This window comes from Ferrovibrio sp. GW821-FHT12E11 (assembly GCF_058806975.1).
Genome location: NZ_JBXAQG010000002.1, coordinates 151,827 through 176,412 on the forward strand (window position 1 = coordinate 151,827; position 24,586 = coordinate 176,412).

General features: G+C 63.7%; 22 protein-coding genes. 18 read left to right on the forward strand and 4 right to left on the reverse strand.

What is annotated here, in order from left to right:
• Positions 1 to 128 precede the first annotated feature (128 nt).
• Genes AC1ROT_RS20830 through AC1ROT_RS20860 form a run of 7 tightly spaced genes read left to right on the forward strand, consistent with a single transcriptional unit; the run spans position 129 to position 6,948 of the window.
• Positions 129 to 809 (forward strand): MotA/TolQ/ExbB proton channel family protein, encoded by a 681-nt coding sequence (locus tag AC1ROT_RS20830; protein ID WP_492972982.1) that lies wholly within the window; start codon positions 129 to 131, stop codon positions 807 to 809.
• A 12-nt stretch (positions 810 to 821) separates the two neighbouring features.
• Complete coding sequence (gene tolR / locus AC1ROT_RS20835; RefSeq protein WP_492972983.1) at positions 822 to 1,295, forward strand: protein TolR; 474 nt, start codon at positions 822 to 824, stop codon at positions 1,293 to 1,295.
• A gap of 5 nt (positions 1,296 to 1,300) precedes the next feature.
• Complete coding sequence (locus AC1ROT_RS20840; protein WP_493001416.1) at positions 1,301 to 2,050, forward strand: energy transducer TonB family protein; 750 nt, start codon at positions 1,301 to 1,303, stop codon at positions 2,048 to 2,050.
• A gap of 31 nt (positions 2,051 to 2,081) precedes the next feature.
• Complete coding sequence (locus tag AC1ROT_RS20845; protein WP_493001418.1) at positions 2,082 to 3,353, forward strand: imelysin family protein; 1,272 nt, start codon at positions 2,082 to 2,084, stop codon at positions 3,351 to 3,353.
• A complete protein-coding gene (locus AC1ROT_RS20850; RefSeq protein ID WP_493001420.1) occupies positions 3,325 to 4,749 on the forward strand; it encodes a di-heme oxidoreductase family protein in 1,425 nt (474 codons plus the stop codon). The genes AC1ROT_RS20845 and AC1ROT_RS20850 overlap by 29 nt, the downstream gene beginning before the upstream one ends.
• Positions 4,750 to 4,763: 14 nt before the next feature.
• Positions 4,764 to 5,846 (forward strand): imelysin family protein, encoded by a 1,083-nt coding sequence (locus tag AC1ROT_RS20855; RefSeq protein ID WP_493001422.1) that lies wholly within the window; start codon positions 4,764 to 4,766, stop codon positions 5,844 to 5,846.
• Position 5,847: 1 nt separating this feature from the next.
• Complete coding sequence (locus AC1ROT_RS20860) at positions 5,848 to 6,948, forward strand: DUF1513 domain-containing protein (RefSeq protein WP_493001423.1); 1,101 nt, start codon at positions 5,848 to 5,850, stop codon at positions 6,946 to 6,948.
• A 6-nt stretch (positions 6,949 to 6,954) separates the two neighbouring features.
• On the opposite strand, the gene AC1ROT_RS20865 is transcribed toward AC1ROT_RS20860, so the two are convergent.
• The gene (locus tag AC1ROT_RS20865; RefSeq protein ID WP_492972990.1) at positions 6,955 to 8,610 is read right to left on the reverse strand and encodes an ABC transporter substrate-binding protein; all 1,656 of its coding nucleotides are present in this window, start codon (positions 8,608 to 8,610) and stop codon (positions 6,955 to 6,957) included.
• Positions 8,611 to 9,013: 403 nt separating this feature from the next.
• Here AC1ROT_RS20865 and AC1ROT_RS20870 point away from each other — a divergent pair, with 403 nt between their 5' ends.
• The 10 genes from AC1ROT_RS20870 to AC1ROT_RS20915 all read left to right on the forward strand — a co-directional run bounded on the left by AC1ROT_RS20870 (position 9,014) and on the right by AC1ROT_RS20915 (position 18,344).
• Positions 9,014 to 10,903, forward strand: a complete 1,890-nt coding sequence (locus tag AC1ROT_RS20870) for an ABC transporter ATP-binding protein/permease (RefSeq protein ID WP_493001424.1) — start codon at positions 9,014 to 9,016, stop codon at positions 10,901 to 10,903.
• A 154-nt stretch (positions 10,904 to 11,057) separates the two neighbouring features.
• Positions 11,058 to 11,864, forward strand: a complete 807-nt coding sequence (locus tag AC1ROT_RS20875; RefSeq protein WP_493001426.1) for an RMD1 family protein — start codon at positions 11,058 to 11,060, stop codon at positions 11,862 to 11,864.
• A 16-nt stretch (positions 11,865 to 11,880) separates the two neighbouring features.
• Positions 11,881 to 12,774, forward strand: a complete 894-nt coding sequence (gene speB / locus AC1ROT_RS20880; RefSeq protein ID WP_493001427.1) for an agmatinase — start codon at positions 11,881 to 11,883, stop codon at positions 12,772 to 12,774.
• 330 nt (positions 12,775 to 13,104) lie between these two features.
• On the forward strand, positions 13,105 to 14,334 hold the full coding sequence (locus tag AC1ROT_RS20885) for a type III PLP-dependent enzyme (RefSeq protein WP_493001429.1): 1,230 nt from the start codon (positions 13,105 to 13,107) through the stop codon (positions 14,332 to 14,334).
• Positions 14,335 to 14,455: 121 nt separating this feature from the next.
• Positions 14,456 to 15,865, forward strand: coding sequence for a homospermidine synthase (locus AC1ROT_RS20890; RefSeq protein WP_493001431.1), 1,410 nt, complete (start codon positions 14,456 to 14,458; stop codon positions 15,863 to 15,865).
• A gap of 87 nt (positions 15,866 to 15,952) precedes the next feature.
• The gene (gene mazG, locus AC1ROT_RS20895; RefSeq protein ID WP_493001433.1) at positions 15,953 to 16,774 is read left to right on the forward strand and encodes a nucleoside triphosphate pyrophosphohydrolase; all 822 of its coding nucleotides are present in this window, start codon (positions 15,953 to 15,955) and stop codon (positions 16,772 to 16,774) included.
• Between the two features lie 216 nt (positions 16,775 to 16,990).
• Entirely contained in the window at positions 16,991 to 17,287 is a 297-nt protein-coding gene (locus tag AC1ROT_RS20900) for a CsbD family protein (protein WP_492972997.1), read from the forward strand.
• Between the two features lie 42 nt (positions 17,288 to 17,329).
• Positions 17,330 to 17,611, forward strand: a complete 282-nt coding sequence (locus AC1ROT_RS20905) for a CsbD family protein (RefSeq protein ID WP_492972998.1) — start codon at positions 17,330 to 17,332, stop codon at positions 17,609 to 17,611.
• Between the two features lie 11 nt (positions 17,612 to 17,622).
• Positions 17,623 to 17,931: a hypothetical protein gene (locus AC1ROT_RS20910; protein WP_492972999.1), complete on the forward strand. Its 309-nt coding sequence runs from the start codon at positions 17,623 to 17,625 to the stop codon at positions 17,929 to 17,931.
• Positions 17,932 to 18,014: 83 nt separating this feature from the next.
• Complete coding sequence (locus AC1ROT_RS20915) at positions 18,015 to 18,344, forward strand: hypothetical protein (protein ID WP_493001435.1); 330 nt, start codon at positions 18,015 to 18,017, stop codon at positions 18,342 to 18,344.
• A gap of 3 nt (positions 18,345 to 18,347) precedes the next feature.
• Here the strand turns inward: AC1ROT_RS20915 and AC1ROT_RS20920 are convergent, their stop codons facing one another.
• The 3 genes from AC1ROT_RS20920 to ssb all read right to left on the reverse strand — a co-directional run bounded on the left by AC1ROT_RS20920 (position 18,348) and on the right by ssb (position 21,573).
• Positions 18,348 to 18,740: a response regulator gene (locus AC1ROT_RS20920; RefSeq protein ID WP_492973001.1), complete on the reverse strand. Its 393-nt coding sequence runs from the start codon at positions 18,738 to 18,740 to the stop codon at positions 18,348 to 18,350.
• Positions 18,737 to 20,863, reverse strand: a complete 2,127-nt coding sequence (locus tag AC1ROT_RS20925) for an ATP-binding protein (protein ID WP_493001436.1) — start codon at positions 20,861 to 20,863, stop codon at positions 18,737 to 18,739. Before AC1ROT_RS20925 ends, AC1ROT_RS20920 begins: the two co-directional genes overlap by 4 nt.
• A gap of 200 nt (positions 20,864 to 21,063) precedes the next feature.
• The gene (gene ssb / locus AC1ROT_RS20930; RefSeq protein WP_493001438.1) at positions 21,064 to 21,573 is read right to left on the reverse strand and encodes a single-stranded DNA-binding protein; all 510 of its coding nucleotides are present in this window, start codon (positions 21,571 to 21,573) and stop codon (positions 21,064 to 21,066) included.
• Between the two features lie 112 nt (positions 21,574 to 21,685).
• Here ssb and uvrA point away from each other — a divergent pair, with 112 nt between their 5' ends.
• Entirely contained in the window at positions 21,686 to 24,577 is a 2,892-nt protein-coding gene (gene uvrA / locus AC1ROT_RS20935; RefSeq protein WP_493001440.1) for an excinuclease ABC subunit UvrA, read from the forward strand.
• Positions 24,578 to 24,586 lie beyond the last annotated feature (9 nt).

The window sequence follows — 24,586 nt, forward strand, 5'->3', positions numbered from 1 at the left end:
CGTCAATTTGACGCTATAATATAACAATCAGCCTCTAAGCGCTTTATTTTGCGAGCGGTTCTCATTATTAGTTGAGACCGACTCTCAGACGTGCGCCGCCAACGATGCGGCAAAATGGAGTGTTTTCGATGAACCATGACCTCTCCTTCATGGCGCTGGTCCTGCATGCCGATCCGATCGTTCAGGGCGTGATGGGAATCCTGGTGATCAGCTCGGTGGCGTGCTGGGCCATCGTGGCCGAGAAGGTGGTCAGTTTCGGCCGCGCCCGCCGCGCCGCCCGCGCCTTCGAAGCCGCTGTGAAAGCCGATGTGATGCTGGCCAAGCCGGGCGAGGGCATCCAGGGCGCGATCCTCGCTGCTGCGGCGCGCGAGAAGCGCGACGGCATCGACCCCGGTGAAAGCCGCTATGAATTCCGCGTTCGCCTCGAGATGGTGATGCGTCAGGCCATGGCGCAGCAGCTGCGCCAGCTGGAACCCGGTTTGCCATTCCTCGCCACGGTCGGCTCGGCAGCGCCCTTCATCGGTCTGTTCGGCACCGTCTGGGGCATCATGAACAGCTTCACGGCGATCGCCGGCTCCAACGATACCAGCCTGGCCGTCGTCGCGCCCGGCATCGCCGAAGCGCTGTTCGCCACCGCGCTGGGGCTGGTTGCCGCCATTCCCGCCGTCGTGCTCTACAACAAGTTCAGCACCGATCTCGGCCGTCTGGCCGCGCGCTTCAACAATGCCATCAACGAGGCAGCCCGCCAGTTCTCGCGTACGTCTGTCCAGCCTCATGCGGCGCGCCCGCATGCAGAGGCCGGTCAGTAAGGATCACGCATCATGGCAATCTCTCCCATCGGCACCGGCGGCAGCGATTACAGCAATGACGGTTTCGACGGCTACAAGCCGATGTCCGACATCAACGTGACGCCGTTTGTCGACGTCATGCTGGTGCTGCTGATCATCTTCATGGTGGCGGCGCCGCTGATGATGGTCGGCGTGCCGCTGCAGCTGCCCAAGACGACCGCCACCAAGGTGACGCCGCCAAAGGAACCGCTGGTGGTCAGCATCGACAAGGACGGCAAGCTGTTTATCCGCAAGGATCCGGTGGAAGAGGACAGGCTGATTGCCCGCCTGCAGGAGTTGCGCGGCAGCGAGCCGGATACCGTGGTCTATGTGCGCGGCGACAAGACGCTGGAATATGGCAAGATCATGGATCTGATGAGCCTCGTCGGGCAGGCCGGCTTCGGCAAGATTTCGCTTGTTGCCGAAGGCGCCACGCAGAAAACCCAGGCCGTTGCACCGGCACGGTGATGGCAATGCGGGCAAAGATTTCCTCCTGGACGGTATCGATCGGCGCGCATCTGGCCGCGATCGCTCTGCTGTTCTTCGGCCTGCCGCTGTGGCAAAAGCCGATCCAGGCCGAGGAGAAGTTCCAGGGCATTGAAGTGCTGCTGATGGCCAGCGCGCCGCCAGTCGAGGCCATGCCGCAGCCGGTGGTGGAGCATGTGCCCCCACCACCGCCGCCGCCGGAAAAAGAACCCGAGCTGATCACCTCCAACAGCACCGAGCCCGACGTGGAGCCGGTGCCGCCGCCCAAGCCCAAGCCGGTGGTGGTGCAGAAGCCCAAGCCGCAGCCACCGAAACCGGAGCCGCCCAAGCCTGCGGTCGAGACGCCGCCCGCAGCGGCAGCCGAACCGGCCCCGCAGCAGGTGGCTGCCGCACCGGTCGCGCCGCCGGCACCGGCCGTTTCCGCGCCGCGCGTCGCAACCAACCCGGATGCCGAGGCCAATTACTATGCCACCCTGCTGGCCTATCTGGAGCGCAACAAGGAATATCCGCGTCGCGCCCAGCTGCGCCGCATGGAAGGCGTGACACATCTACGCTTCACCATCGATGACCAGGGCCGGGTCGTACGGCACAAGATCGAACGCAGTTCAGGTCACGAGATGCTGGACGAGGCCGTCGAGCGACTGATCGTCAAGGCTTCGCCATTGCCGCCGATCCCGGCCAGCCTCAACAAGTCGAGCCTGGATATCGTGGTGCCGGTACAGTTCTTCTTGAAGTAAGACAAAGACATATAAATTCCGGGGAAGACCGATGAAGCGACTGATCGCGACTATCGCCGTGATGCTGAGCCTGCTGGTTGGCCAGCAGGCCGGCGCACAGGACAAGGCCAAGGCCGCGGCCATCAAGACCTACGGCGATATTGCGCAGGCGATGTATGAAGACTCGCTCAGCACGGCGCGCAACCTGCACAAGGCTGTCGCGGCCCTGGTGGCGAAACCCTCCGAAGCAACCCTGAAGGCCGCCCGTACGGCATGGATTGCCGCCCGTGTGCCCTACCAGCAGTCGGAAGTCTTACGCTTCGGCAACCCGGTTGTCGATGAGTGGGAAGGCAAGGTGAATGCCTGGCCGCTGGACGAAGGCCTCATCGATTATGTCGATGCCGGCAAGTATGGCGCGGAGTCGGATGAGAACCCGCTCTATACCGCCAATGTGATCGCCAACAAGACGCTCAAGTTCGGTGGCAAAACGCTGGATGCGCGTGTCATCGACTGGAAGCTGCTGCGCAAACTGCATGAAGTGGGCGGTGTCGAAGCCAATGTGGCGACCGGCTATCACGCCATCGAATTCCTGCTCTGGGGCCAGGACCTGAATGGCACCGGGCCGGGCGCCGGCAACCGGCCCTGGACCGACTATGCCAAACAGGGCTGCACCAACGGCAACTGCGACCGCCGCGGCCAATATCTGACGGTCGTGACCCAGATGCTGGTCGACGACCTAGCCTTCATCGTGAAGCAGTGGGGCGCCGAGGGTGCCGCACGCAAGGTGCTGACCGCGAAGGGCATGGACAACGGCATCAGCGCCATGCTGACCGGCATCGGCAGCCTGTCCTATGGCGAACTGGCCGGCGAGCGGATGAAGCTCGGCCTGCTGCTGCACGATCCGGAAGAGGAGCATGACTGCTTCTCGGACAACACTCATAACTCGCATTACTACAACGTGGTCGGCATGCTGGCCGTCTATGGCGGTGAGTATACCCGCGTCAATGGCAGCGTGGTCAAAGGTCCGGCGCTGACCCAGCTGGTGCGGACCGCGTCGGCGGATCTCGATACAGAGATGCGCGCCAAGCTCAAGGCGACCTTCGACGCGATGACTGCGATCAAGCAGCGCGCCGAAACCAAGGAGGCCTATGACCAGATGATCGGTGAGGGCAATGCCGAGGGTAATGCCGTGGTGCAGGCCGCCATCGATCGCCTGACCGACCAGACCAAGACGCTGGAGCGCGTGGTTGCGGCGCTGAAGCTGAAGGTGACGTTCGAAGGATCGGACAGCCTCGATGCGCCTGACAAGGTCGGCAAGAAATAGTTTTTCCGTCGCACTGGCGCTGCTGGCAACAGGAGCGCCCGCGCTGGCGGTGGATGAGCCGCCAGGCGGTGCGGCCACCGGCCGGCGGCTGGACGCGACGGCGTTTTCGCAGCCCTCCGGTAATCTGAATTTCGAGCGGCAGCTCGATTTCAAGATCGGCGACGGTATCTTTCGCAAGCTGTGGGTACCGTCGCCCAGCTCGACGAAATCCTCCGACGGCCTCGGGCCGCTCTATAACGCGCGCAGCTGCCAGTCCTGTCATATCCGTGACGGACGCGGCCAGCCGCTGGTATCGGGCGAAGCGGCGCAGTCGATGGTGCTGCGGCTGAGCATCCCGCCGCAAACGGAAGCCGATCATCGCGCGTTGCACGACCTGTTGCGCAACGCCACACCGGAACCGGTCTATGGCTTCCAGTTGCAACCCTTCTCGGTGCAGGGCCTGCTGGCCGAAGGCCGCATGACGGTGCGCTACAGCGCGCTGACCGTTACGCTGGCCGGCGGCGAGACCGTGATCCTGCGCAAGCCGCACTATGGCATCTCCGATCTCAATTACGGTCCGCTGCATCCGCAGGCGATGATGTCGCCCCGGGTGGCGCCGCCGATGATCGGGCTGGGTCTGCTGGAGCTGATCCCGGAAGCCGCAATCCTGAAACAGACCGATCCGGAAGACAGCAACGGCGACGGCATCGCCGGCATTCCCAATCAGGTGTTCAGCCCGTCTGAAGGCCGTGTCATGCTGGGGCGCTTCGGCTGGAAGGCCGGGATGCCGACGGTGGCCGACCAGGTGGCGGAGGCTTTCGCCACCGATCTCGGCCTTTCGACGCATCTGGTGCGCAGCTCCCATGGGGATTGTACGACTGCGCAGAAGGATTGCCGGGCCATGCCGGTCGGCGAGGATGCGCGCGAACAGGTGGAAGTGCCGCGCAAGATGTTCGATCTGGTCGGCTTCTATGCCCGCCATCTCGCGGTGCCGCCGCGCCGTAACGCCGCAGATCCCGCCGTGCTGCGCGGCAGAACGCTGTTCGCTGCGGCCGGCTGCAGCGGTTGCCACACACCGAGCTTCACCACCGGCAGCGATCCGGCCCGCCCGGAACTCTCAGAACAGACCATCCATCCCTATACCGACCTGCTGCTGCACGACATGGGCGAGGGGCTGGCCGACGAACGGCCGGAGGGCAGGGCCAGCGGCCGGCACTGGCGCACACCGCCGCTCTGGGGACTGGGCCTGATCAAAACCGTCAGCGGGCATGACTTCATGCTGCATGACGGCCGCGCCCGCGGTGCCCTTGAGGCGATCCTGTGGCATGGCGGCGAGGCCGAAGCGGCGCGCGCCCGGGTCCAGCGCATGAGCAGCAGCGAACGCGCCGATCTGCTTGCCTTCATCAATTCGCTTTAGTCCGGAGTCACATCATGCGTTTCATTGCCGCCCCGATCTTCGCCCTGCTGTTCGGTTTCATGGCGTCTCCCGGCCATGCCGTCGAGCCCGCGACCTATGCCGCGCTCAACCGCGCGGCGGTCGAGAAGCATATCCTGCCGCGGTATGACGCCCTGGTAACAGCGACCGCCGCACTGGAGACTGCGGCAAAATCCTATTGCGCCGTACCGGCAGCCAAGCCTGTCGCGGAACTGCAGGCCGCCTTCGGCACCACCATGGATGCTTGGCAGGATATCCAGCATGTGCGCTTCGGGCCGGTGGACTGGTTCTTCCGCAGCCAGCGTTTCGCCTTCTGGCCCGATCCCCGCAACACCATCGGCAAACAGATGGCCGAGCTTCTGGCCAGACATGCCGCCGGTTCCGTCGATGTCGACCTGCTGGCCAAGGGCAGTGTTGCCACCCAGGGCCTGCCGGCGCTGGAGCGCCTGATCTTCGGAGAAGACGCCAACAAGCTGAAAGCCGGCACCGATGCCGCCTATCGCTGCCGCTATGTGGAAGCCATCGCCATCAACCTGTCGCGCATGGCGCAGGAAACCCGCAACGCCTGGCGCGAGGGCGGCACAAAGGCCTTTGCCACCGTGATGCTGGATACCAAAGCCGCCGACGCGCCCTATCGCGAAGAACAGGAAGCCACGCTGGAACTGTTCAAGGCCCTGTATCTGGCCGTCGAGCTGGCGTCCGATCACAAGCTGGCCCGGCCGCTCGGCGGATCGCTGAACGATGCGCGGCCACGGCTGGCCGAATCCTGGCGCAGCGAGCGTTCGCTGCGCAACATCCAGCGCGATCTGGAGGCGGCCCGCGACCTCTACCAGACCGGCTTCGCGCCCGCCGTGGCTGACAAGGCGCTCGATGCCGCAATCCGTGAGGCCTTCTCCCGGTCGCTGGCGGCGGCCGCTGCCCTGAAACTGCCGCTGGAAACCGCCGTGCAGGACAAGGCGGCACGACCGCAGGCCGAGAGGCTGGCCGCCGAAACACTGGCGCTGAAAAAACTGCTGGGCGACAAGCTGCCGCCGGCCCTCGATATCCCGGTCGGCTTCAATGCGCTGGATGGCGACTGAGATGAGCATCACCCGGCGCACGGCCTTATCGCTTTTCGGTGCGGTAGCCCTGCTGCCCGTCTCCTTGCGTGCCGCCACACCGGAACGCCTGTATCTGAATGCCTATGGCGAGAAGGGCGGTTTCGGTTTTGCCGCTTTCGATGCCGAGGGCAACATCCGGTATCGCCGGCCGTTGCCGCAGCGCGGTCACAGCTTCGCCCGCAGCCCCGATGGCCGCATTGCCGTCGCCTTCTCGCGCCGGCCGGGCGACTTCGCTTTCGCCTTCGATCCGCTGAGCGGCGAGACCGGACGCATGATCCCATCCGCCGATGATCGCAGTTTCTGTGGCCATGGCGCCTTCACCGGCGATGGCCGGCTGCTGTTCGCCACCGAGGTGATTGCATCGACAGGCGAGGGCGTGCTCGGCATTTATGCGCCACGCGAGAACTGGGCCCGCGTCGGTGAATACCGCACCCATGGCCTCGATCCCCATGAGGTGAAATTGATGCCCGATGGCCGCACCCTGGTGGTCGCCAATGGCGGCATCCTGATGCGGTCCGACATGCCGCGGCTGAAGCTGAACATCGCCGAAATGGATCCGTCGCTGGCCTATATCGACAGCCGCGATGGCAGCCTTGCGGCGCTGATCCGGCCTGAGACGGAATTGCACCAGCTCAGCATCCGCCATATCGCCATCGACCGCCGCGGCCGCGTGGCCATGGCCATGCAGTATGAAGGGCCTGAAGACGACGACGTGCCGCTGGTTGCCCTGCATGATGCGCCGGCAGGTGCCAAGGCTTTGCGCTTTCTGCCGATGCCGGAGGAGCAGCGGACCGCCCTGCAGCAGTATTGCGGATCGGCCACGATGGACAGCAGCGGGCGCTATCTGGCAGTCAGCAGCCCGCGCGGCAACCGCGTGCTGGTTTGGGATATGGAGCGCGAAGCCATGGTGCAGGTGGGCGAGGCGCGTGATGTCTGCGGTATCGCGCCGCAAGTCTCGGCCGGATTCCTGGCCTCCAACGGACTTGGCCGGCTGTATAAACTGCAAACGGGCGGCCCGATCGAGGATCTGGCCGCCCGCAGCAGGCTTCAGTGGGACAACCACATGGTGGTTGCCGCCTAAGGCGTCTTAATCGAGACCGACGGTCGTCAGGTCCTGGAACCAGTGCTGGGCCTGCACGAAGCTCTTCACCTTAGGGTTCATGGCATGCGGATTGGTGTCATGCACGACCCAGAGGTAATGCGCCTCGTCGACATAAATCTCGTGCAGCTTCGCCATGATGGCATCCTGCTTCGAGATGTCGTAGGTGGCGCGCGCTTCCTCGATCAGGGCATCAACCTTGGGGTTGTCGTAATAGCCCCAGTTCACGCCATTGGGCGAGGTATACTTGCTGTGCAGGAAACGCACGAAGGCGTAGAAGGGGTCTGAGGTCACATAAGCCAGGTTGATCGCCGTGATGCCCTGGTTGATGTCCGACTTCACGCCGCTGCGCCAGTGGGTGTACAGCGTTTCCAGTTCGACCACCTTGAATTCAAGCTGGATGCCGATCTCGCCCAGCGCCTGCTGCACATATTCGTTCATCGGCAGCGACAGCATCTGGCCGGTGCCGCCCGTTGCGATCACCACTGTGGCCTTCAGCGGCTTTTCTTTCGAATAGCCGGCTTCGGCCATCAGCTTCTTGGCCGCCGCCTGATCGTACTTGATGTCGAAGGTCGGCTTGCCGAACCACGGGCTGGTCGGATCGACCTGGCCCTTGGCGGGCATGGCCAGGCCGTTCAGCAGCGCGACAACCTCGTCGCGGTTGATCGCCAGATTGGCGGCCTTGCGCACGCGGATATCGGCCCAGGGCGATCCCGGCAGCAGGCTGAAGTGATAGGGCCAGACATGCGGCGTGACATTCTGCACGATCTTCATGTTGGCTTTTTTCAGCTGCGGCACCGCATCGGGCGCCGGCGTCTCGATGATGTCGACCTGGCCCGACAGCAGCGCGGCCGTGCGCGCCGAGGCTTCCGGGATCGGCACCAGCACAATCTTGTCGGCCTTGGCGATGCGGGTCTTGTTCCAGTAGTCGGGGTTTTTGCTCAGTTCAGCCAGTTCGCGCGGCACCAGCCGGCTCAGCTTGAACGGTCCGGTGCCCGAGGGCGTGGCGGCGAACTTGTCCCAGTCCTTGCCAACCTTGTCATACTGGGCCGGGCTGGAGATCAGGAACCATGACAGCTGCCACAGGAACAGCGCATCCGGGGTCTTGGTGGTGATCTCGACGGTGTAGTCGTCGACCTTGCGCCAGCTGGCGACCGACGGAATGCGCGGGCGGACCTGGGATGCCTGCTTGATGTCGTACCAGGGTGACTTGTCGTTCAGCACCTTTTCCAGGTTCCAGACCACGGCATCGGCGGTGAATTCCGAGCCGTCATGGAATTTGACGCCCTTGCGCAGGGTGAACAGCCATTTCTTCGGGTCGGTCGGGTCGACCTTCCAGCTTTCGGCCAGGCCGGGCGTCAGCTTGCCCAGACGGTCGGAGATGTTCAGCTCGACCGCCACCAGGGGGTCATAAATGGTGTGGCCGGTGAACTGGTAGCCGCCGGCGCCATTGTTGGGCTGGCCGGCGGTGAGCGGGATATCGGCCATCGAAATGCCGTACCGGATCACGCTCTGGGCCTGGGCGGTGGTGCCGGAGCTGAGGGCCGTGCCGGCCAGCAGGGTCAGACCGAGGGTCGCCGTGGCGACGGTGCGGATGACCGAACGCCGCCAGGAGGTCTGCGGGAGGGTCTTGGGGAGGCTCATGGGGTTCTCCAGGAAATGGGTCGCGGCGATGAATGCCGCGCGCGACAGCCCTGAAATTGCAAAGAGTGCGCCATGGGCGGAATTCGGCGTATACATCGCTCCAGATGCTGCGGCATGGCCGGACATGCCCAAGCAGAGGGCATGCGGCAGCACGCAAAATGGCGAGAGTGAGCGAACCTATAGCCGAACCAATGCGGCGTGGTTTGAGCGTCCTGGAGCCATTTTCTGCCGAAAACCAATAATCTATATTTTCCATAATATACATTATCCGATTTAAGGGTAACATTATGTGACAACGGACGGATACCTTCCCGGCGGACTTCGTCCCGGGTCCCAGCCAAGCTATGCTGGCTGCATTCCCTTCACATGAGGCCATTTCAATGTCTGGGTCTGCCAGCAGAGCATGTCTCGCCGGTCGGACGGCGTGACGGCCGTCGATCCGCCAGCCGTTCTGGCGATGCCTGCCGCCCGGGCCATACCCACTCTCAAGGCCTTCCTGCGGCTCTCTGCGCCTTACTGGCGCGGCCCCACCGGCTTGCGCGCCTGCAGCCTGACCGGAGCCATCCTGGTCTTTGCCATCCTGCAGGTCCTGCTGGCTGTCCGCCTCAATCTGTGGAGCGCGGATCTGTTCGACGCCCTGGAACGCCGGTCCGGCAAAGGCTTCCTCGCGGAGCTCGGCATCTTCGCCGCCATCGTACTGGGCATAATGCTGGTCAACACGCTGCACCTTCACGTCAAACGCGTCCAGCAACTGGAGTGGCGCCAGTGGCTCACCACCCGGCTGATCGGCGAATGGATGAAAGACGGCAACCAGTTCCGTCTCAATGTGGCCGGCGGCACGCTCACCAACCCCGATGGACGGATCGCCGAGGATATCCGTATTGCTACCGAAGCTGCGGTCGACCTGACCCACTCTCTGTTCTACTGCACTCTATTGCTGTTCAGCTTTGTCGGCATCCTCTGGGGCCTGTCAGGCGTCATCGCCATCCCTTTGAACGGCATCGAGATTGCCGTACCCGGCCATATGGTGTGGCTGGCCTTTCTTTATGCCGGCACCGGCTCCCTGCTGGCCATGTATATCGGCCGCCGGCTGATTTACTCCGCCGAGTGGCGCCAGACCGTGGAGGCTGATTTCCGTTATGCCCTGGTTCACGGCCGCGACAATGCAGAGACCATCGCGCTGGCGCGCAGTGAAGCCGATGAGCGGCGCGCTCTCACCGGACTCTTCGGCCTGGTAGCCGCAGCCTGGCGCAGCCAGACGACCGGACTGCAGCGCCTGATCCTATTCACATCCGCCTACAGCACACTGGCCGTCTTTTTTCCTATACTGATCACAACGCCGCGCTTCCTGGCCGGTGCCATCACGCTCGGTGGACTGATGCAGACGGCACAGGCCTTCCAGCAGGCAACATCTGCATTGTCATGGCCCGTCGATAATTTTGCCCGTCTGGCCGAACTCCGCGCTTCGATGGAACGCGTGCTTGCCCTGCATGCCGGGCTGAAGGCCGTTTCCCAGCCTTCCGCTCTCGCCCCCGCAAGGCGTATCGACGTTACCCGCACGGCTGGCCCCGGATTGACGGCACGCGGGCTGGCGTTGTGCGAGCCGGATGGTCGCCAGATATCCACGCCCTTCGATCTGGATATCGCGCCGGGCGAACGGGTCCTGCTGTCTGGTGACATGCGAACGATCATCGTGCTCAGCAAAGTCATCGCCGGCGTCTGGCCCTGGGGCAGTGGCCGTCTCGAACTCCCGGAGGGCTCGATTTTCGTCTCGCCCGAGTTGCCGTATATTCCACCCGGCAGCCTGCGGCATGTCATCGCCTATCCCGAGGCCAATAATCCGGACCATCATGCTGCGATCGAGCAAAGCCTGATCGATGCCGGCCTCGAGCGCCTGATTCCGCGCCTTGATGAAACAGATGACTGGGGCCAGGCATTGAGCAATGCCGAGCTGCAGCGACTGAGCTTTGCCCGACTGATGTTCCATCAACCCGACTGGATCCTGCTCGACCGTGCGGCATCGACGCTCGACGAACCGGCAGAACAGGAAATCATGCAACGCCTGATCGAGCGGCTGCCCGGTGCGACCATCCTGGCAGCCGATCCAAGGCCGCGCGGTGGCGAGTTCTACACCCGACGGCTGATTGTGGATCGCTCTGCCGACGGGATCATATCCGTGCAGAGCGAAGTCCTGGCCGTCGATACCGAAATCGAAACGGCCCCGCATCCGGTTCAGCAAAGCCGGGTCGATCAGTTGCTCAACTGGATCCGGGCTGGCTATGGCGCAGAATAAGCGCTGGATACGTATCCCGACATGCGTACTTCAAACTGTCACACGCGCGGAAGCCCTGGCACGCTTGTCGCCCTCCTCTGTGCAGGCCATAAAGCACCTCCGACAGTGTCATATATAATGTCGGACACCCCACGATCCCAACCGGTCTGACGCCGTGACGAATACGCAAGCTACCCTTCCTGTCGCTCGGCGCCTCACCGTCCGTGCGCTGCTGCTCGGCGAACGCCTGGATACCTCAGGCCTCGAACGCTCAGACACCATTTCCACCAATCCGTTTGCCTTCCGGGTCGGTGAGAGCGGCCTGGTCGCCTTCTTCCGATATGGCGCCGTGGTGACTGCCGGTCTGTCGCCGGTCGCAGAAGACGATCTTCTGCGCAAGATCGCCCCCCGGGTCAGCGGCGCTTTCCAGCCGGTCGAGGATGAGATCGCCATCATCGCCCTGTCTGTCGAGGCTGACGACACCATCCCGCCTGGCGGCGCCATCCAACTGCGCGAATTGACGCCGGAACGCTTCCTCATTATTGCCGATGCCATGGCCAAGAGCGTGGCGCTGGCCCATAACGAACGTCAGGTCAGCGTTGTGTTCGACGTGATCGACCCGCTGGCGCGCGCCATGGCGGGCAACGGCCGCGTGCCGGGCAACCGCAAACGCCTGCTGCGTCTGATCGGCGAATCCCTGCTGGTCGAGCATCGCATGGCCGGCCGCGTTGCCGTCGAAGACAAGCCGGACGTGCTGTGGGACCGCCCGGAACTGGAGCGCCTTTTCAACCGGCTGCAGGACGAGTATGAACTGACCGAGCGCGCGGCGGCCCTGGCCAACAAGCTTTCGGTGATCCAGGCCACCACCAGCGCCCTCACCGACCTGATCGACGCCCAGCGCAGTCTGCGTCTGGAAATGGCGATTGTGCTCTTGATCGTGTTCGAGATCGTACTCACTTTGGTACACTGGGCTTACGTCTGATGGAGTGCATGTCGGTATGAGTGGCCAGCCAACCTTTGCCGTCGCGGGTGGATTTCTCGGTGTGACCGGTACGGCCGGCAAAGCCGACATCACGATTGCCGGCATTCCCTTCGACATCGCCACCACCAACCGGCCGGGCGCGCGCTTTGGCCCGGAGGCGATCCGTCGCGCCAGCAAGATGCTGGTCGATGGCGATCACCCGACGTTGCGCCGTGATTTGGCCGCCGGCCTTGCCGATGCCGGCGATTTCGCCATCGCGCTTGGCGATGTGCCAGCCAGTCTGGCCCTGATCGAGCAGCAGGCGGGCCAGTTCGAACACCTGATCACTCTGGGCGGCGATCATTCCATCGCCCTGCCGCTGTTGCGAGCGCTGAGCAAACGACAGGGCGGCCCGGTCGGCCTCGTGCATTTCGACGCCCATGTCGACACCTGGCCCGACAGTTTCGGTCAGCCCTATGGCCATGGCTCGTGCTTCTACCACGCCATCAACGAAGGCCTTGTCGACCCGCGGCGCATGATCCAGATCGGCATCCGCTCGCCGGTGCAGAATGACGTGATGGACTGGACCCTGCAGCAGGGCGTCACCGTCGTCAGCGCCCAGGACGTACATGAGCGCGGCGTCGAGGCTGTGGCGACGCAGATCCGCCAGGTAACCGGCACTGCGGCAACCTACCTGACCTTCGACATCGACGCGCTCGATCCCGCCTTCGCGCCGGGCACTGGCACGCCGGAGATCGGCGGCCTGGCAACCTGGCAGGCGCAGGCGCTGCTGCGCCGGCTGCGCGGCGTGAACTTCGTTGGCATGGACATGGTCGAGGTCGCGCCGGCCTACGATCATGCCGAAGTGACGGCGCTCGCAGCGGCCACACTGGTCTACGAATACCTGGCGCTGGTCCGCCGAGAAATATGACATTTTTGCCGTAATCAAAATTACCTCTTGCATCGCGGCGCATTTGCTTTAATTGCATCACTCAAGACGCAGGTCGCACGTGCCCTCGGCCATTCCGGTCAAGCAACGACGCACGCGTCCTTTTCGGAGAGCCAGCCGCGTGGGCTGGTGCCTTGAAGGAGCTGACGATGTTGTTCAGGCACTTACGGAGCTTGGTTTAGCTCACGACCTGTCGGTCTCAGGTGATGACCCGCTTCACCAGCGGTGAGCCAGGCCGGCAGCATTCCACCAAAATTCGCTTTTAACCGCCGCTTTCGAGCGGCGCGTTTTGACGTCTTGGAGGATATGCGGATGACCGCGTCCCGTCTTCGTGTTGCCGTCTCTCCACTGCGCCGCGATCCGTCGCGACGACGCTCTGTTGAAGCCCTGCCCTCGGTCGATGCCGTGGTCGCGAACCTGCGCCCGGAAGAGCCGCTGCACTGCCTGCGTCCGGCGGCGATCACCGCGGCGGCCCGCTCCTTCGTCGAGGCCTTCGACGGCCGCACGCTGTATGCCGTGAAATGCAACCCGGAGCCGCGCGTGCTGTCGGCGCTGTGGCGCGGCGGCGTGACGGCCTTCGACTGCGCGTCCCCGGCCGAAGTCGCGCTGGTGCGCCAGGTGCTGCCCGACGCCACCATCCATTACATGCATCCGGTCAAGGCGCGTTCGGCCATCCGCTCGGCCTGGCAGCAGCATGGCGTACGCGATTTCGCCTTCGACAGCGAAGCCGAGCTGGAAAAGATTCTGGCCGAGATCGGCGCCACCGATGAGCTGGGCCTGATCCTCCGCATCGCCCTGCCGAAGGGCAAGGCGGCGCTCGACCTGTCGGGCAAGTTCGGTGTCACGGCCGACGAAGCGCCGGCCCTCCTGCGTCGCGCCCGGACCGTGGCGCGCCGTATCGGTGTGTCCTTCCATGTCGGCTCCCAGTGCAGCGACCCGGTGATGTGGTCGGCCGCCATCGCGCGCGCCGGCGCCATCGTCGCCGAAGCCGGCGTGAAGCTCGACATCCTGGATATCGGTGGCGGCTTCCCGGTCGCCTATCCGGGCACCGATCTGCCGCCGCTGGCCGCCTTCATGGCCGAGATCGATGCCGGTGTCTTCGCCCTGACCGAGAGTCTGGGCGACAACGCCCCGGACGAGATCTGGGCCGAACCCGGCCGCGCCCTCGTTGCCCAGGGCGCGTCGGTGGTGGTGCAGGTGCAGGCCCGCAAGGGCGATGCGCTCTACATCAACGACGGCGTCTACGGTAGCCTGGCCGATGCCGGCACCCTGGCCTGGCGGTTTCCGCTGCGGCTTCTGCGCGACAGCACGGCGCCGGTCAGGGGCTTCACCCTGTTCGGCCCGACCTGCGACAGCCTGGACCGCATGGATGGCGGCTTTTGCCTGCCGGACGATGTGGCCGAGGGCGACTGGATCGAAATCGGCCAGCTGGGTGCCTATGGTGCCACCCTGCGCACCGCCTTTAACGGTTTCGACCGCGGTCAGCTGGTTGAGGTGGCGGATCCGCCCCTGATGCAGACTCCGGGCTATGCCGTGGCCTGATGCCTGCCCCGGAGGTTAATCCTCCGGGGCGACCATCAAACTGTCACCGCCCTCTGGTAGCCGGGGACAGTATCGGGTAAGTCCTTCCCCAAATTCCGTCCCTTCCCAGGAGCAAACAAGAATGAAGCATGTGGCGTTTTCCGGCCGTCTGGTCATCCTCGGTTTCGGCAGCATCGGCCAGGGCGTCCTGCCCCTGATCCTGCGCCATATCGACATGCCGGCCGACCGGATCAGCATCGTGACAGCGGAAGAACGCGGCCATGACGTCGCCAACGAATACGGCATCCGGTTCGAGAAGATCGCCCTGACCCGCGACAACTACCGCCAGGTGCTGCAGCCCCTGCTCGCCAAGGGCGACTACCTGCTCAATCTGTCGGTCGATGTGTCCTCGGTGGCGCTCATCGAACTGGCACAGGAGCTGGGCGCGCTGTACCTCGATACCTGCATCGAGCCCTGGGCCGGCGGCTATACCGATCCGTCCAAGACCCCGTCGCAGCGTTCCAACTACGCGCTGCGTGATTCCGCTCGTACCCTGATCGAGAAGTATCGCGGCGGCCCGACCGCCGTGCTGACCCATGGCGCCAATCCGGGCCTAGTCTCGCATTTCGTCAAGGAAGCCCTGCTCAACATCGCCAGGGATACCGGCGTCAGCACGGCCGTGCCGAAGGACCGCGCCGGCTGGAGCGCGCTGGCGCAGACGCTCGGCGTCAAAGTGATCCATATCGCCGAGCGTGACACCCAGGTGGCGCAGAACCAGCCCAAGGAACGCGACGAATTCGTCAACACCTGGTCGATCGACGGCTTTGTCGGCGAAGGCTGCCAGCCTGCCGAACTCGGCTGGGGCAGCCATGAGAAGCAACTGCCGGAAGACGGCCGCCGCCACGATTTCGGCTGTGATGCGGCGATCTACCTGCTGCGGCCCGGCGCCGGCACCCGCGTGCGCACCTGGACTCCGCTGGAAGGTCCCTTCCACGGCTTCCTGGTCACGCATAACGAAGCCATCTCGATGGCCGACTACTACACCGTGAAGCAGGGCGACACGGTCGCCTATCGCCCCACCGTGCATTACGCCTATCATCCCAGCGACGACGCCGTGCTCTCGGTACACGAGATCGCCGGCAAGAACTGGGAAATGCAGTCGCGCAAGCGCCTGATGATGGACGAGATCACCAGCGGCATGGACGAGCTCGGCGTGCTGCTGATGGGCCACAAGAAGGGCGCCTACTGGTATGGCTCGCGCCTGACCATCGAGGAAACCCGCAAGCTGGTGCCGCACAACAACGCCACCTCGCTGCAGGTGACTGTCGCCGTGCTGGCCGGCCTGATCTGGGCCATCGAGAACCCGACAGCCGGCCTGGTCGAGGCCGACGAACTCGATCATGCCCGCATCATGGAGATCTGCCTGCCCTATCTGGGCGAGATGGCCGGGGCCTATACCGATTGGACGCCACTGCAGGACCGCGAGACCCTGTTCCCCGAGCCGGTGGACCGCGACGATCCCTGGCAGTTCCAGAATTTCCGCGTCGTCTGAGACGCAGGATTTCAGAGCGGGCCCGTCAGCAATGGCGGGCCCGTTTCGATTCCGGCAGGATGATGCAGTGATTCCCGTGAGGCCTGCATGACCGCATCCCCCGACCTTTCCAGCCTGGCCGAGCTGCTGCGCATCATGGCGCAGCTGCGCAACCCCGAGGGCGGCTGCCCCTGGGACCTGGAGCAGACCTTCGCCACCATCGCGCCTTACACGATCGAGGAAGCCTACGAGGTCGAGGATGCCATCGCCCGCAACGACCTGCCCGGCCTGAAGGACGAACTGGGCGATCTGCTGCTGCAGGTGGTGTTCCATGCCCGCATGGCCGAGGAGGCCGGCCATTTCGCCTTCGCAGATGTCGCTGCCGGGATCAGCGACAAGATGATCCGGCGCCACCCCCATGTCTTCGGCACCGTCGCCGCCGATCATGCCGAGGCGGTCAGCACCAACTGGGAAACCATCAAGGCGGCCGAGCGTGCCGCCAAGACCGAAAGCGCCGTCGAGGCTGGCCTGTCGCCAGTGCTGGCCGGGGTCACCGCCGGGCTGCCGGCCCTGCTCCGCGCCGTGAAGCTGCAGAACCGTGCCGCTCGCGTCGGTTTCGACTGGCCGGACAAACGGCCTGTCATTGCCAAGATCAAGGAAGAACTTCAGGAGCTTGAAGACGAAATCGAAAGCGGTTCGTCAGAAGCGATGGCCGAGGAATTCGGCGACTTCCTGTTCGTGGTGGCCAACCTGGCCCGCCATCTGAAGCTGGATCCGGAAGTCTGCCTGCGTGCCGCAAACCGAAAATTTGAGCGTCGTTTCAGTCAGATGGAATCTGTTTTGAACTCTGAAGGTAAGGAACTGGCCAAGAGTGACCTGGCCACCATGGATGTGGCCTGGAACCAGGTCAAAAAGCGCGAAAAAGCCTGATTTCATAATCACCGACCGGGGCAAACCCTGCCCTGGAATGGCCGCGCCAGCGGCCCGGCTTCGCCACACTCTCCTCCTATTTGTTGCAGTGCGGCAGTAAGTCGAATCAAAGACTTATTGCTGCCTCTGGGCGATTTCCACGCCCCACAGCGGAACTTTAAGGCCGCTGTTCCGGTTTTAACCGGGTCATCTCACCCGCGTCAGGAGGATTACGCCATGCGCAAGATCGCCATCGCCGCCGTTTCTGCCCTCGCCCTGCTCGCCGCCGCGCCGCCGGCAGCCGTCTATGCCGCGTCCACCGCCGGCACCTGGGACCAGATCGAAGGCAACTGGAACCAGTTTGCCGGCAAGGCCAAGCAGCGCTGGGGCAAGCTGACGGAAAACGACATCACCGTGATCAACGGCAAACGCCAGGAGCTGGTCGGCAAGATCCAGGAACGCTACGGCCTCGCCAAGAAGGAAGCCGAGAAGCAGGTCAGCGAGTGGGAAAAGACCCAGGCCGTCCGCAAGTAGGCCGCCCCGCTCATCCCTGCCCTCCATTCTGAAAGGATTGCCATGACCGATACCGTCAAACGCGCCGAGGCCAACCTGAAGGCCGCCTTGCCTTCCTGGGATCGCATCGCCGGCAACTGGAAACAGTATGCCGGCAGGGCCCGGGAACGCTGGGGCGAGCTGACCGATGACGACATGGATGTCATCGCCGGCCAGCGCCAGCAGCTGGTCGGCAAACTTCAGGAGCGTTACGGCATCCTGACCGATCAGGCCGAGCGCCAGATCGCCGACTGGATGAACGACATCTCAAAGACCCAAACCAAACCGTCCCCCAGCAAGCACTAGGAGTATATGTCATGGTAGCTCGTACCCGTCGCCGCGCCGCGACCCCTGAAGGCGACCTCGCCGTCCTGCGCGATCAGGTTTCCGATATCGGCGGCCAGCTCGGCGCCCTGCTGGACCGCGCCAAGAAAGACGGCACGGCTCTGGCCGAGGCCGAAATCGTCGCCCTGCAGGGCCGTCTGCAGGAACTGACAAGCGATCTGAAGGATCGCGGCCGCGAGGCAATCGACAAGATCGAGGAGACCGTTCAGGAGCATCCGGCCGGCAGCCTGCTGGCCGCCTTCGCCGCCGGCGCGCTGATCGCCGTTCTGCTGCGCAAGTAATGGCCTCGCCTCTCGCAGCCCTGCTGCCTGGACTGCTGCTCAGCGGCGTTCAGGCAGCGGCGTCTAAGCGGCAACGACAGCGCATGGCTGTCGTTGCCGGCCTCGGCGTGATTGCCTGTGCCGCGCTGTTTGCCGCCTTCATCCTGTTCGGCTGGTCGCTGTTCCTGGTGTTCGGCCTGAAGCTGTCGCCGCATCTGGCCGCCGCCGCCGCCGGTGCCACCCTGCTTGGCGTAATCGTCGCGCTGGGTATTCTGGCGGCACTGGCCTGGTCCTACTGGCCGCGCCACAGCTTCACCGACGACATCGAGAAAATCCGCGCCGAGATCGAGCCGCTTGCCCGCAAGCATCCGCTCGCGGCTGTCGGCGTTGCCGCCGGCCTTGGCGTGCTGCTCAGTTCGATCCTGCGGAAATAACCGTCACCACGGCTTCATGCTGAACAGCGATATCAGCTTCTGCTTGAGCTGGTTGGCCGAGAAGGGCTTGGCGATATAGGCATCGACCCGGCTCTCGCGCGCCGTGATGACGAATTCGGCGCTGGCATTGCTGGTCAGCATCAGGAAACGCGTGCGCACGCCGGTCTTGCGCACATGCTTGAGCAGATCGAGGCCGGTGATGTTCGGCATGTTCCAGTCCGAGACGATCAGATCGAAATGACCGCGTGTCTCGTTCAGCTTCTCGATGGCGGCCGATCCGTCATTGGCAGTCATCAGATGCTGCACGCCGAACTGCCGCAGCATCATCACGGTCAGACGCTGGGAATAGGCGTCGTCCTCGACCAGCAGCACCGACAAATCCTTGAACTCCGTCATGCTGCCGCCTCCTCGCGGATGAGGCTCAGCCAGACGCAGCCTTCGTTGATTTCACTCTGCATCGCATCGAGCAGGATCGCGGCCGCTGCAATGTCGCCGTTGCCGATAGCCAGCTCGGTGCGCAGCGCCACATGCTGCAGGCGCCGCAGCCCCAGACTCCCGGCCGCGCCGCGCAGGCTGTGGGCCACAATCGCAATCTTGGGCCAGGCCTCGGCCTCCCGTGCCGCTGCAATCGCGGTTTTCTGATTGCCGATCATGGCAAAGAAAGTGTCGATCAGCTCGACCAGACCGCCCTTGCCGAAGGTTTCGGTCAGCTGCTGATGGGCACCGGCATCCATGGCCACGCCCGAAAAGACCTCCACGTCATCGTCCGGTACCACGGCCAGAAGATCGTCGGCGTCATGCTCCAGCCCCAGCACGCGGCGCATGGCCAGATCCAGCGTATCGGGATTGATCGGCTTGCCGACGAAATCGTTCATGCCGGCTTCCAGGCAACTGCGGATACCCACCGCACTCATGGTCGAGGTGACCGCGATGATCTTCACGGCATTGCGCGGCGGCGGCAGGGCCCGGATTGCCCGTGTCGCCGCCAGCCCGTCCATCACCGGCATATGTATATCGCTCAGGATCAGGTCGAAATCCTCGGCAGCGGCGGCCGCCACCTCCGCTGCGCCATCGGAGACGAAGGTGATGCTGTGCCCCGCATTGGCGAGCAGGCCGCCGATGACCTTCTGGTTGATCGGATTGTCTTCGGCGATCAGGATGCGCAGGGCCGGCAGCGGCGGCCGCTCGACTGCTGCTTTCTCCTGCGGCTTCTCGCCGGCCGGCAACGGCAGGATGACCCAGAAGGTGCTGCCCTGCCCCGGCACGCTGTCCACGCCGATCTCACCGCCCATGGCCTGCACCAGGGTGCGGCAGATCGCCAGGCCGAGCCCGGTGCCGCCGAAGCGACGGGTGATCGAGGCATCGGCCTGTACGAAGCTGCCGAACAGTCTGGCAATGCCTTCCGGTGTGATGCCGATGCCGGTGTCGCGAATCTCGAACCGGATCATCGCCGGCTGTGCGCCGGCTGCCGGACTTTCGCAGCGGACTGAGATAGTGACGCTGCCACGCTCGGTGAATTTCACCGCATTGGACACCAGGTTCAGCAGCACCTGCCGCAGCCGGCCCGGATCGCCACGCAAATAGCGCGGCAGATCGGGAGCGATATCCTGCCGGAGGGCGATGCCCTTCTCATCGGCGCGTACGCTCTGCAGCGCTACCGCGGCCGCGATCTGTGCCGGCAGATCGAAATCGATGGTCTCAAGCTCGATGCGCCCGGATTCCAGTTTCGAGAAATCCAGGATGTCGTTCAGGATGGCCAGCAGGGCTTCGCCCGACTGCAGGCTGGTATTGACCAGATCGCGCTGCTCGTCATCCAGTCGTGTCTTCAGCAGCAGTCGCGTCAGGCCCAGCACGCCATTCATCGGCGTGCGGATTTCATGGCTCATCATCGCCAGGAATTCCGATTTGGCCTTTGCCGCCGCCTCGGCCTCGGTCTTGGCCGCCTGCAGCGCCAGCTTGGCCTTGATGCGGGCCGTCAGGGAGGCGATGGCCGAGCGCAGCATCAGCAGCACGGCAAACACCAGGCAAAGGAAATACAGCAGCATCTGTTCGTGCGGCGTGACGTTGAAGGCCGGCACCAGATCGAGCAGATGGCACAACAGCAACACGACATAATTCAGCGTCGCCATCGCCGCCACCCAGGCGATCACCCGGCCATTGTTGGTCAGCATGGTCAGCGCCAGGCCCAGTACGCTGAACAGGGCGAAGCTGGAGGTCAGTCCGCCGGTCCCCAGCGTCAGCACCGTATTGCCCAGACCGCCGTTCAGCGCCATGAAGCCGATGGCGAGTGCGATATTGCCGGTGAAGCGGATCAGCAGCGCGCCGATCAAAGGCCCGCCGATCATCGACAGGAAGCCGGCCACCTCCCAGGCATTGAGGCTGGAGCGGATGGCGACATAGGGCGGGATCAGCAGCAGCGCGACGCAGACAGACAGGGTCAGTTGCAGGATGCTGCGATAGCGGTGCAGCTTGCGCGGATCGCCGCTGCGCAGCACGGCCGGCGGCACAAAGAAATCCACGGAGCGGGCAAAACCGCGCAACAGGGCGGACTGAGACAGGCGCGCCTCCCCCGGCAGCGTTGGTGTCTATGACACCGACGCTATCAAAGCCGCTGGCGCGAAGCCACCGGTTTACAACCGAAGAGTGCAGTCCGGTTCGAATTCAGGCACAAAAAAGCGCGGCCCTGGGGCCGCGCTTTCCGGTTTCGATGCGGATCGGATCAGAACGGGATTTCGTCGTCCATGTCATCGCGACGGGCCGGGGAACCGCCACCGGACTTGCCGCCGCCGAATCCACCGCCGGAGGAACCGCCGCCGCCACTGCCATAATCATCGCCGCCGCTGCCGAATCCGCCGCCGCCCCCACCACCACCGCCTTCACGGCCGTCCAGCATGGTCAGTTCGCCGCGGAAGCGCTGCAGCACCACCTCGGTGGTGAACTTCTCGGCGCCGTCCTTGTCGGTCCATTTGCGGGTCTGCAGGGAGCCCTCGATATAGAGCTTGGAGCCCTTTTTCAGATAGGATTTGGCCACTTTCACGAGGTTTTCGTTAAAAATGACCACCCGGTGCCATTCGGTGCGCTCCTTGCGCTCACCCGAGGCCTTGTCTTTCCAGGTTTCCGAAGTCGCCACCGAGAGCTGGGCGATCTCTTCGCCCGACTGCATGCTACGGATTTCAGGGTCGCGACCTAGATTACCGACCAGGATCACTTTGTTGACGCTGCCAGCCATTGTTTAACCCCTATCCGTTCCTGAACTGATCCTATAATATAACAGGCGGGTATAGTGAACAACTGTCCCGTAAAGCGCAATAATCGGCACCCCCAGAGACCGGCGTAAATCCATGCAGAAGTTCATTTCCGTCCGCGGCGCCCGCGAGCACAATCTGAAGAATGTCGATGTCGACATCCCCCGTGACAAGCTGGTCGTGCTGACCGGCCTGTCCGGCTCGGGCAAGTCGTCGCTTGCCTTCGACACGATCTATGCCGAGGGCCAGAGGCGCTATGTCGAATCGCTTTCGGCCTATGCGCGCCAGTTCCTGGAGCTGATGCAGAAGCCCGATGTAGATCACATCGACGGCCTCAGCCCCGCGATCTCCATCGAGCAGAAAACCACCTCGAAAAACCCGCGCTCGACCGTCGGCACCGTTACCGAAATCTACGACTATCTGCGCCTGCTCTATGCCCGTATCGGCGTGCCCTACTCGCCCGCCACCGGCCTGCCGATCGAGAGCCAGACCGTGAGCCAGATGGTGGACCGCGTGCTGGCGATGCCGGAAGGCACCCGCCTGCTGCTGCTGGCCCCCATCGTACGCGGCCGCAAGGGCGAGTATCGCAAGGAATTGCAGGACCTGCAGAAGCGCGGCTTCCAGCGCGTCAAGGTCGACGGCAAGCTGTTCGAGATCGGCGAAGTGCCGGCGCTCAACAAGAAGCTGAAACACGATATCGAAGTGGTGGTCGACCGTGTTGTTGTCCGCAGCGACATCAAGACCCGCCTCGCGGATTCCATCGAGACGGCGCTGAATCTCGCCGACGGCATCGCCTTTGCCGAGAATGCCGACAAGGATGAGCGCACGATCTTTTCGGCCAAGTTCGCCTGCCCGGTATCCGGATTCACCATCGAAGAGATCGAGCCGCGGCTGTTCTCGTTCAATAGTCCCCATGGCGCCTGCCCCACCTGCGACGGCCTCGGCTCGAAGATGTATTTCGACGCCGCCATGGTGGTGCCGGAGGAAAGCATATCGCTGCGTGAGGGCGCGATCGTGCCGTGGTCGCGCGCCGCCACGCCCTCGCCCTACTACCTGCAGACCCTGGAAGGTCTGGCGAAATTCTACAAATTCTCGCTGAACACCAAATGGAAGGAGCTGCCGGTCAAGACCCGCAACGCCATCCTGCAGGGTTCGGGCGACGATATCGTGCCGATCTCCTACGACGACGGCATGCGCACCTATACGGTGAAGCGGCCGTTCGAAGGCGTTCTGCCCAATCTCGAACGTCGCTGGCGCGAGACTGAGTCCGACATGATCCGCGAGGAACTGTCGCGCTACCAGTCCGCCACCTCCTGCGAGACCTGCAACGGCTACCGCCTCAAGCCGGAAGCCCTGGCGGTCAAGGTCGGCGGCATGAATATCGGCCAGGTCTGCGAATACTCGATCCTCGATGCGCGCCAGTGGTTTCTCGACCTGACCAAAAAGCTGAAGCCCAAGGAAAAGGATATCGCCGCGCGCATCCTCAAGGAAATCAACGACCGCCTCGGCTTCCTGGTCAATGTCGGCCTCGATTACCTGTCGATGGCCCGTTCATCAGGTACGCTGTCGGGCGGCGAAAGCCAGCGTATCCGTCTGGCCTCGCAGATCGGCTCCGGCCTGACCGGCGTGCTCTACGTGCTGGACGAGCCCTCCATCGGCCTGCATCAGCGCGACAACGCCAAGCTGCTGGAGACGCTGGTCCATCTGCGCGATATCGGCAATTCGGTGCTGGTGGTCGAACATGACGAGGAAGCGATCCGCCAGGCGGATTATGTCATCGACATGGGCCCGGCAGCCGGCGTACATGGCGGCGAAATCATCGCCCAGGGCACGCCCGACGATATCATGCGGTCGAAGAAATCCGTCACCGGCCAGTATCTGACCGGTGCGAAATCGGTCGCCATCCCGAAGCAGCGCCGCAAGCGCGTCGCCAATAAGCAGATCAAGGTGATCGGGGCGAAAGCCAACAACCTGCAGAATATCTCGGTCGACTTTCCGCTCGGCATCTTCACCTGCGTCACCGGCGTGTCCGGCGGCGGCAAGTCGACGCTGACCATCGAGACGCTGTTCAAGGCAATCTCGCGCAAGCTCAACAACAGTCGCGAGATTCCGGGTTCGCATGAGCGGATCGAGGGTCTGGAATGGCTCGACAAGATCGTCGATATCGACCAGTCGCCCATCGGCCGCACGCCGCGCTCCAACCCCGCCACCTATACCGGCGCCTTCGGCCCAATCCGTGACTGGTTCGCCGGCCTGCCGGAAGCCAAGACGCGCGGCTATGCGCCTGGCCGTTTCTCGTTCAACGTCAAGGGCGGCCGCTGCGAAGCCTGCCAGGGCGATGGCCTGATCAAGATCGAGATGCACTTCCTGCCCGACGTCTACGTGCAATGCGACGTCTGTAAAGGCAAGCGCTACAACCGCGAGACGCTGGAAATCCACTATCGCGACAAGTCGATTGCCGATGTGCTCGACATGACGGTGGAGGACGGTGCAGCCTTCTTCAAGGCCGTGCCGACCATCCGCGACAAGCTGGAGACGCTGGAAAAGGTCGGCCTCGGCTATATCAAGATCGGCCAGTCGGCCACCACGCTGTCGGGCGGCGAGGCGCAGCGCGTCAAGCTGGCCAAGGAACTGTCCAAGCGCGCCACCGGGCGCACGCTCTATATCCTCGATGAGCCGACCACCGGCCTGCATTTCGAGGATGTGCGCAAGCTGCTCGAAGTGCTGCACACGCTGGTCGATTCCGGCAACACAATGATCGTGATCGAGCACAATCTCGAAGTGATCAAGACCGCCGACTGGATCGTCGATATGGGCCCCGAAGGCGGCAGCGGTGGTGGCCGTGTGGTCGCCCAGGGCACACCGGAAGACGTGGCCAAGGTCAAGGACAGCTATACAGGCCAGTATCTGAAAGAGTATCTGAAACCGGCGGCGCAGCGTTCGGCTGCGCCGGCCTCGAAAAAAGTCGGCCGCGCCGCGGCGGAATAAAACAAGGAA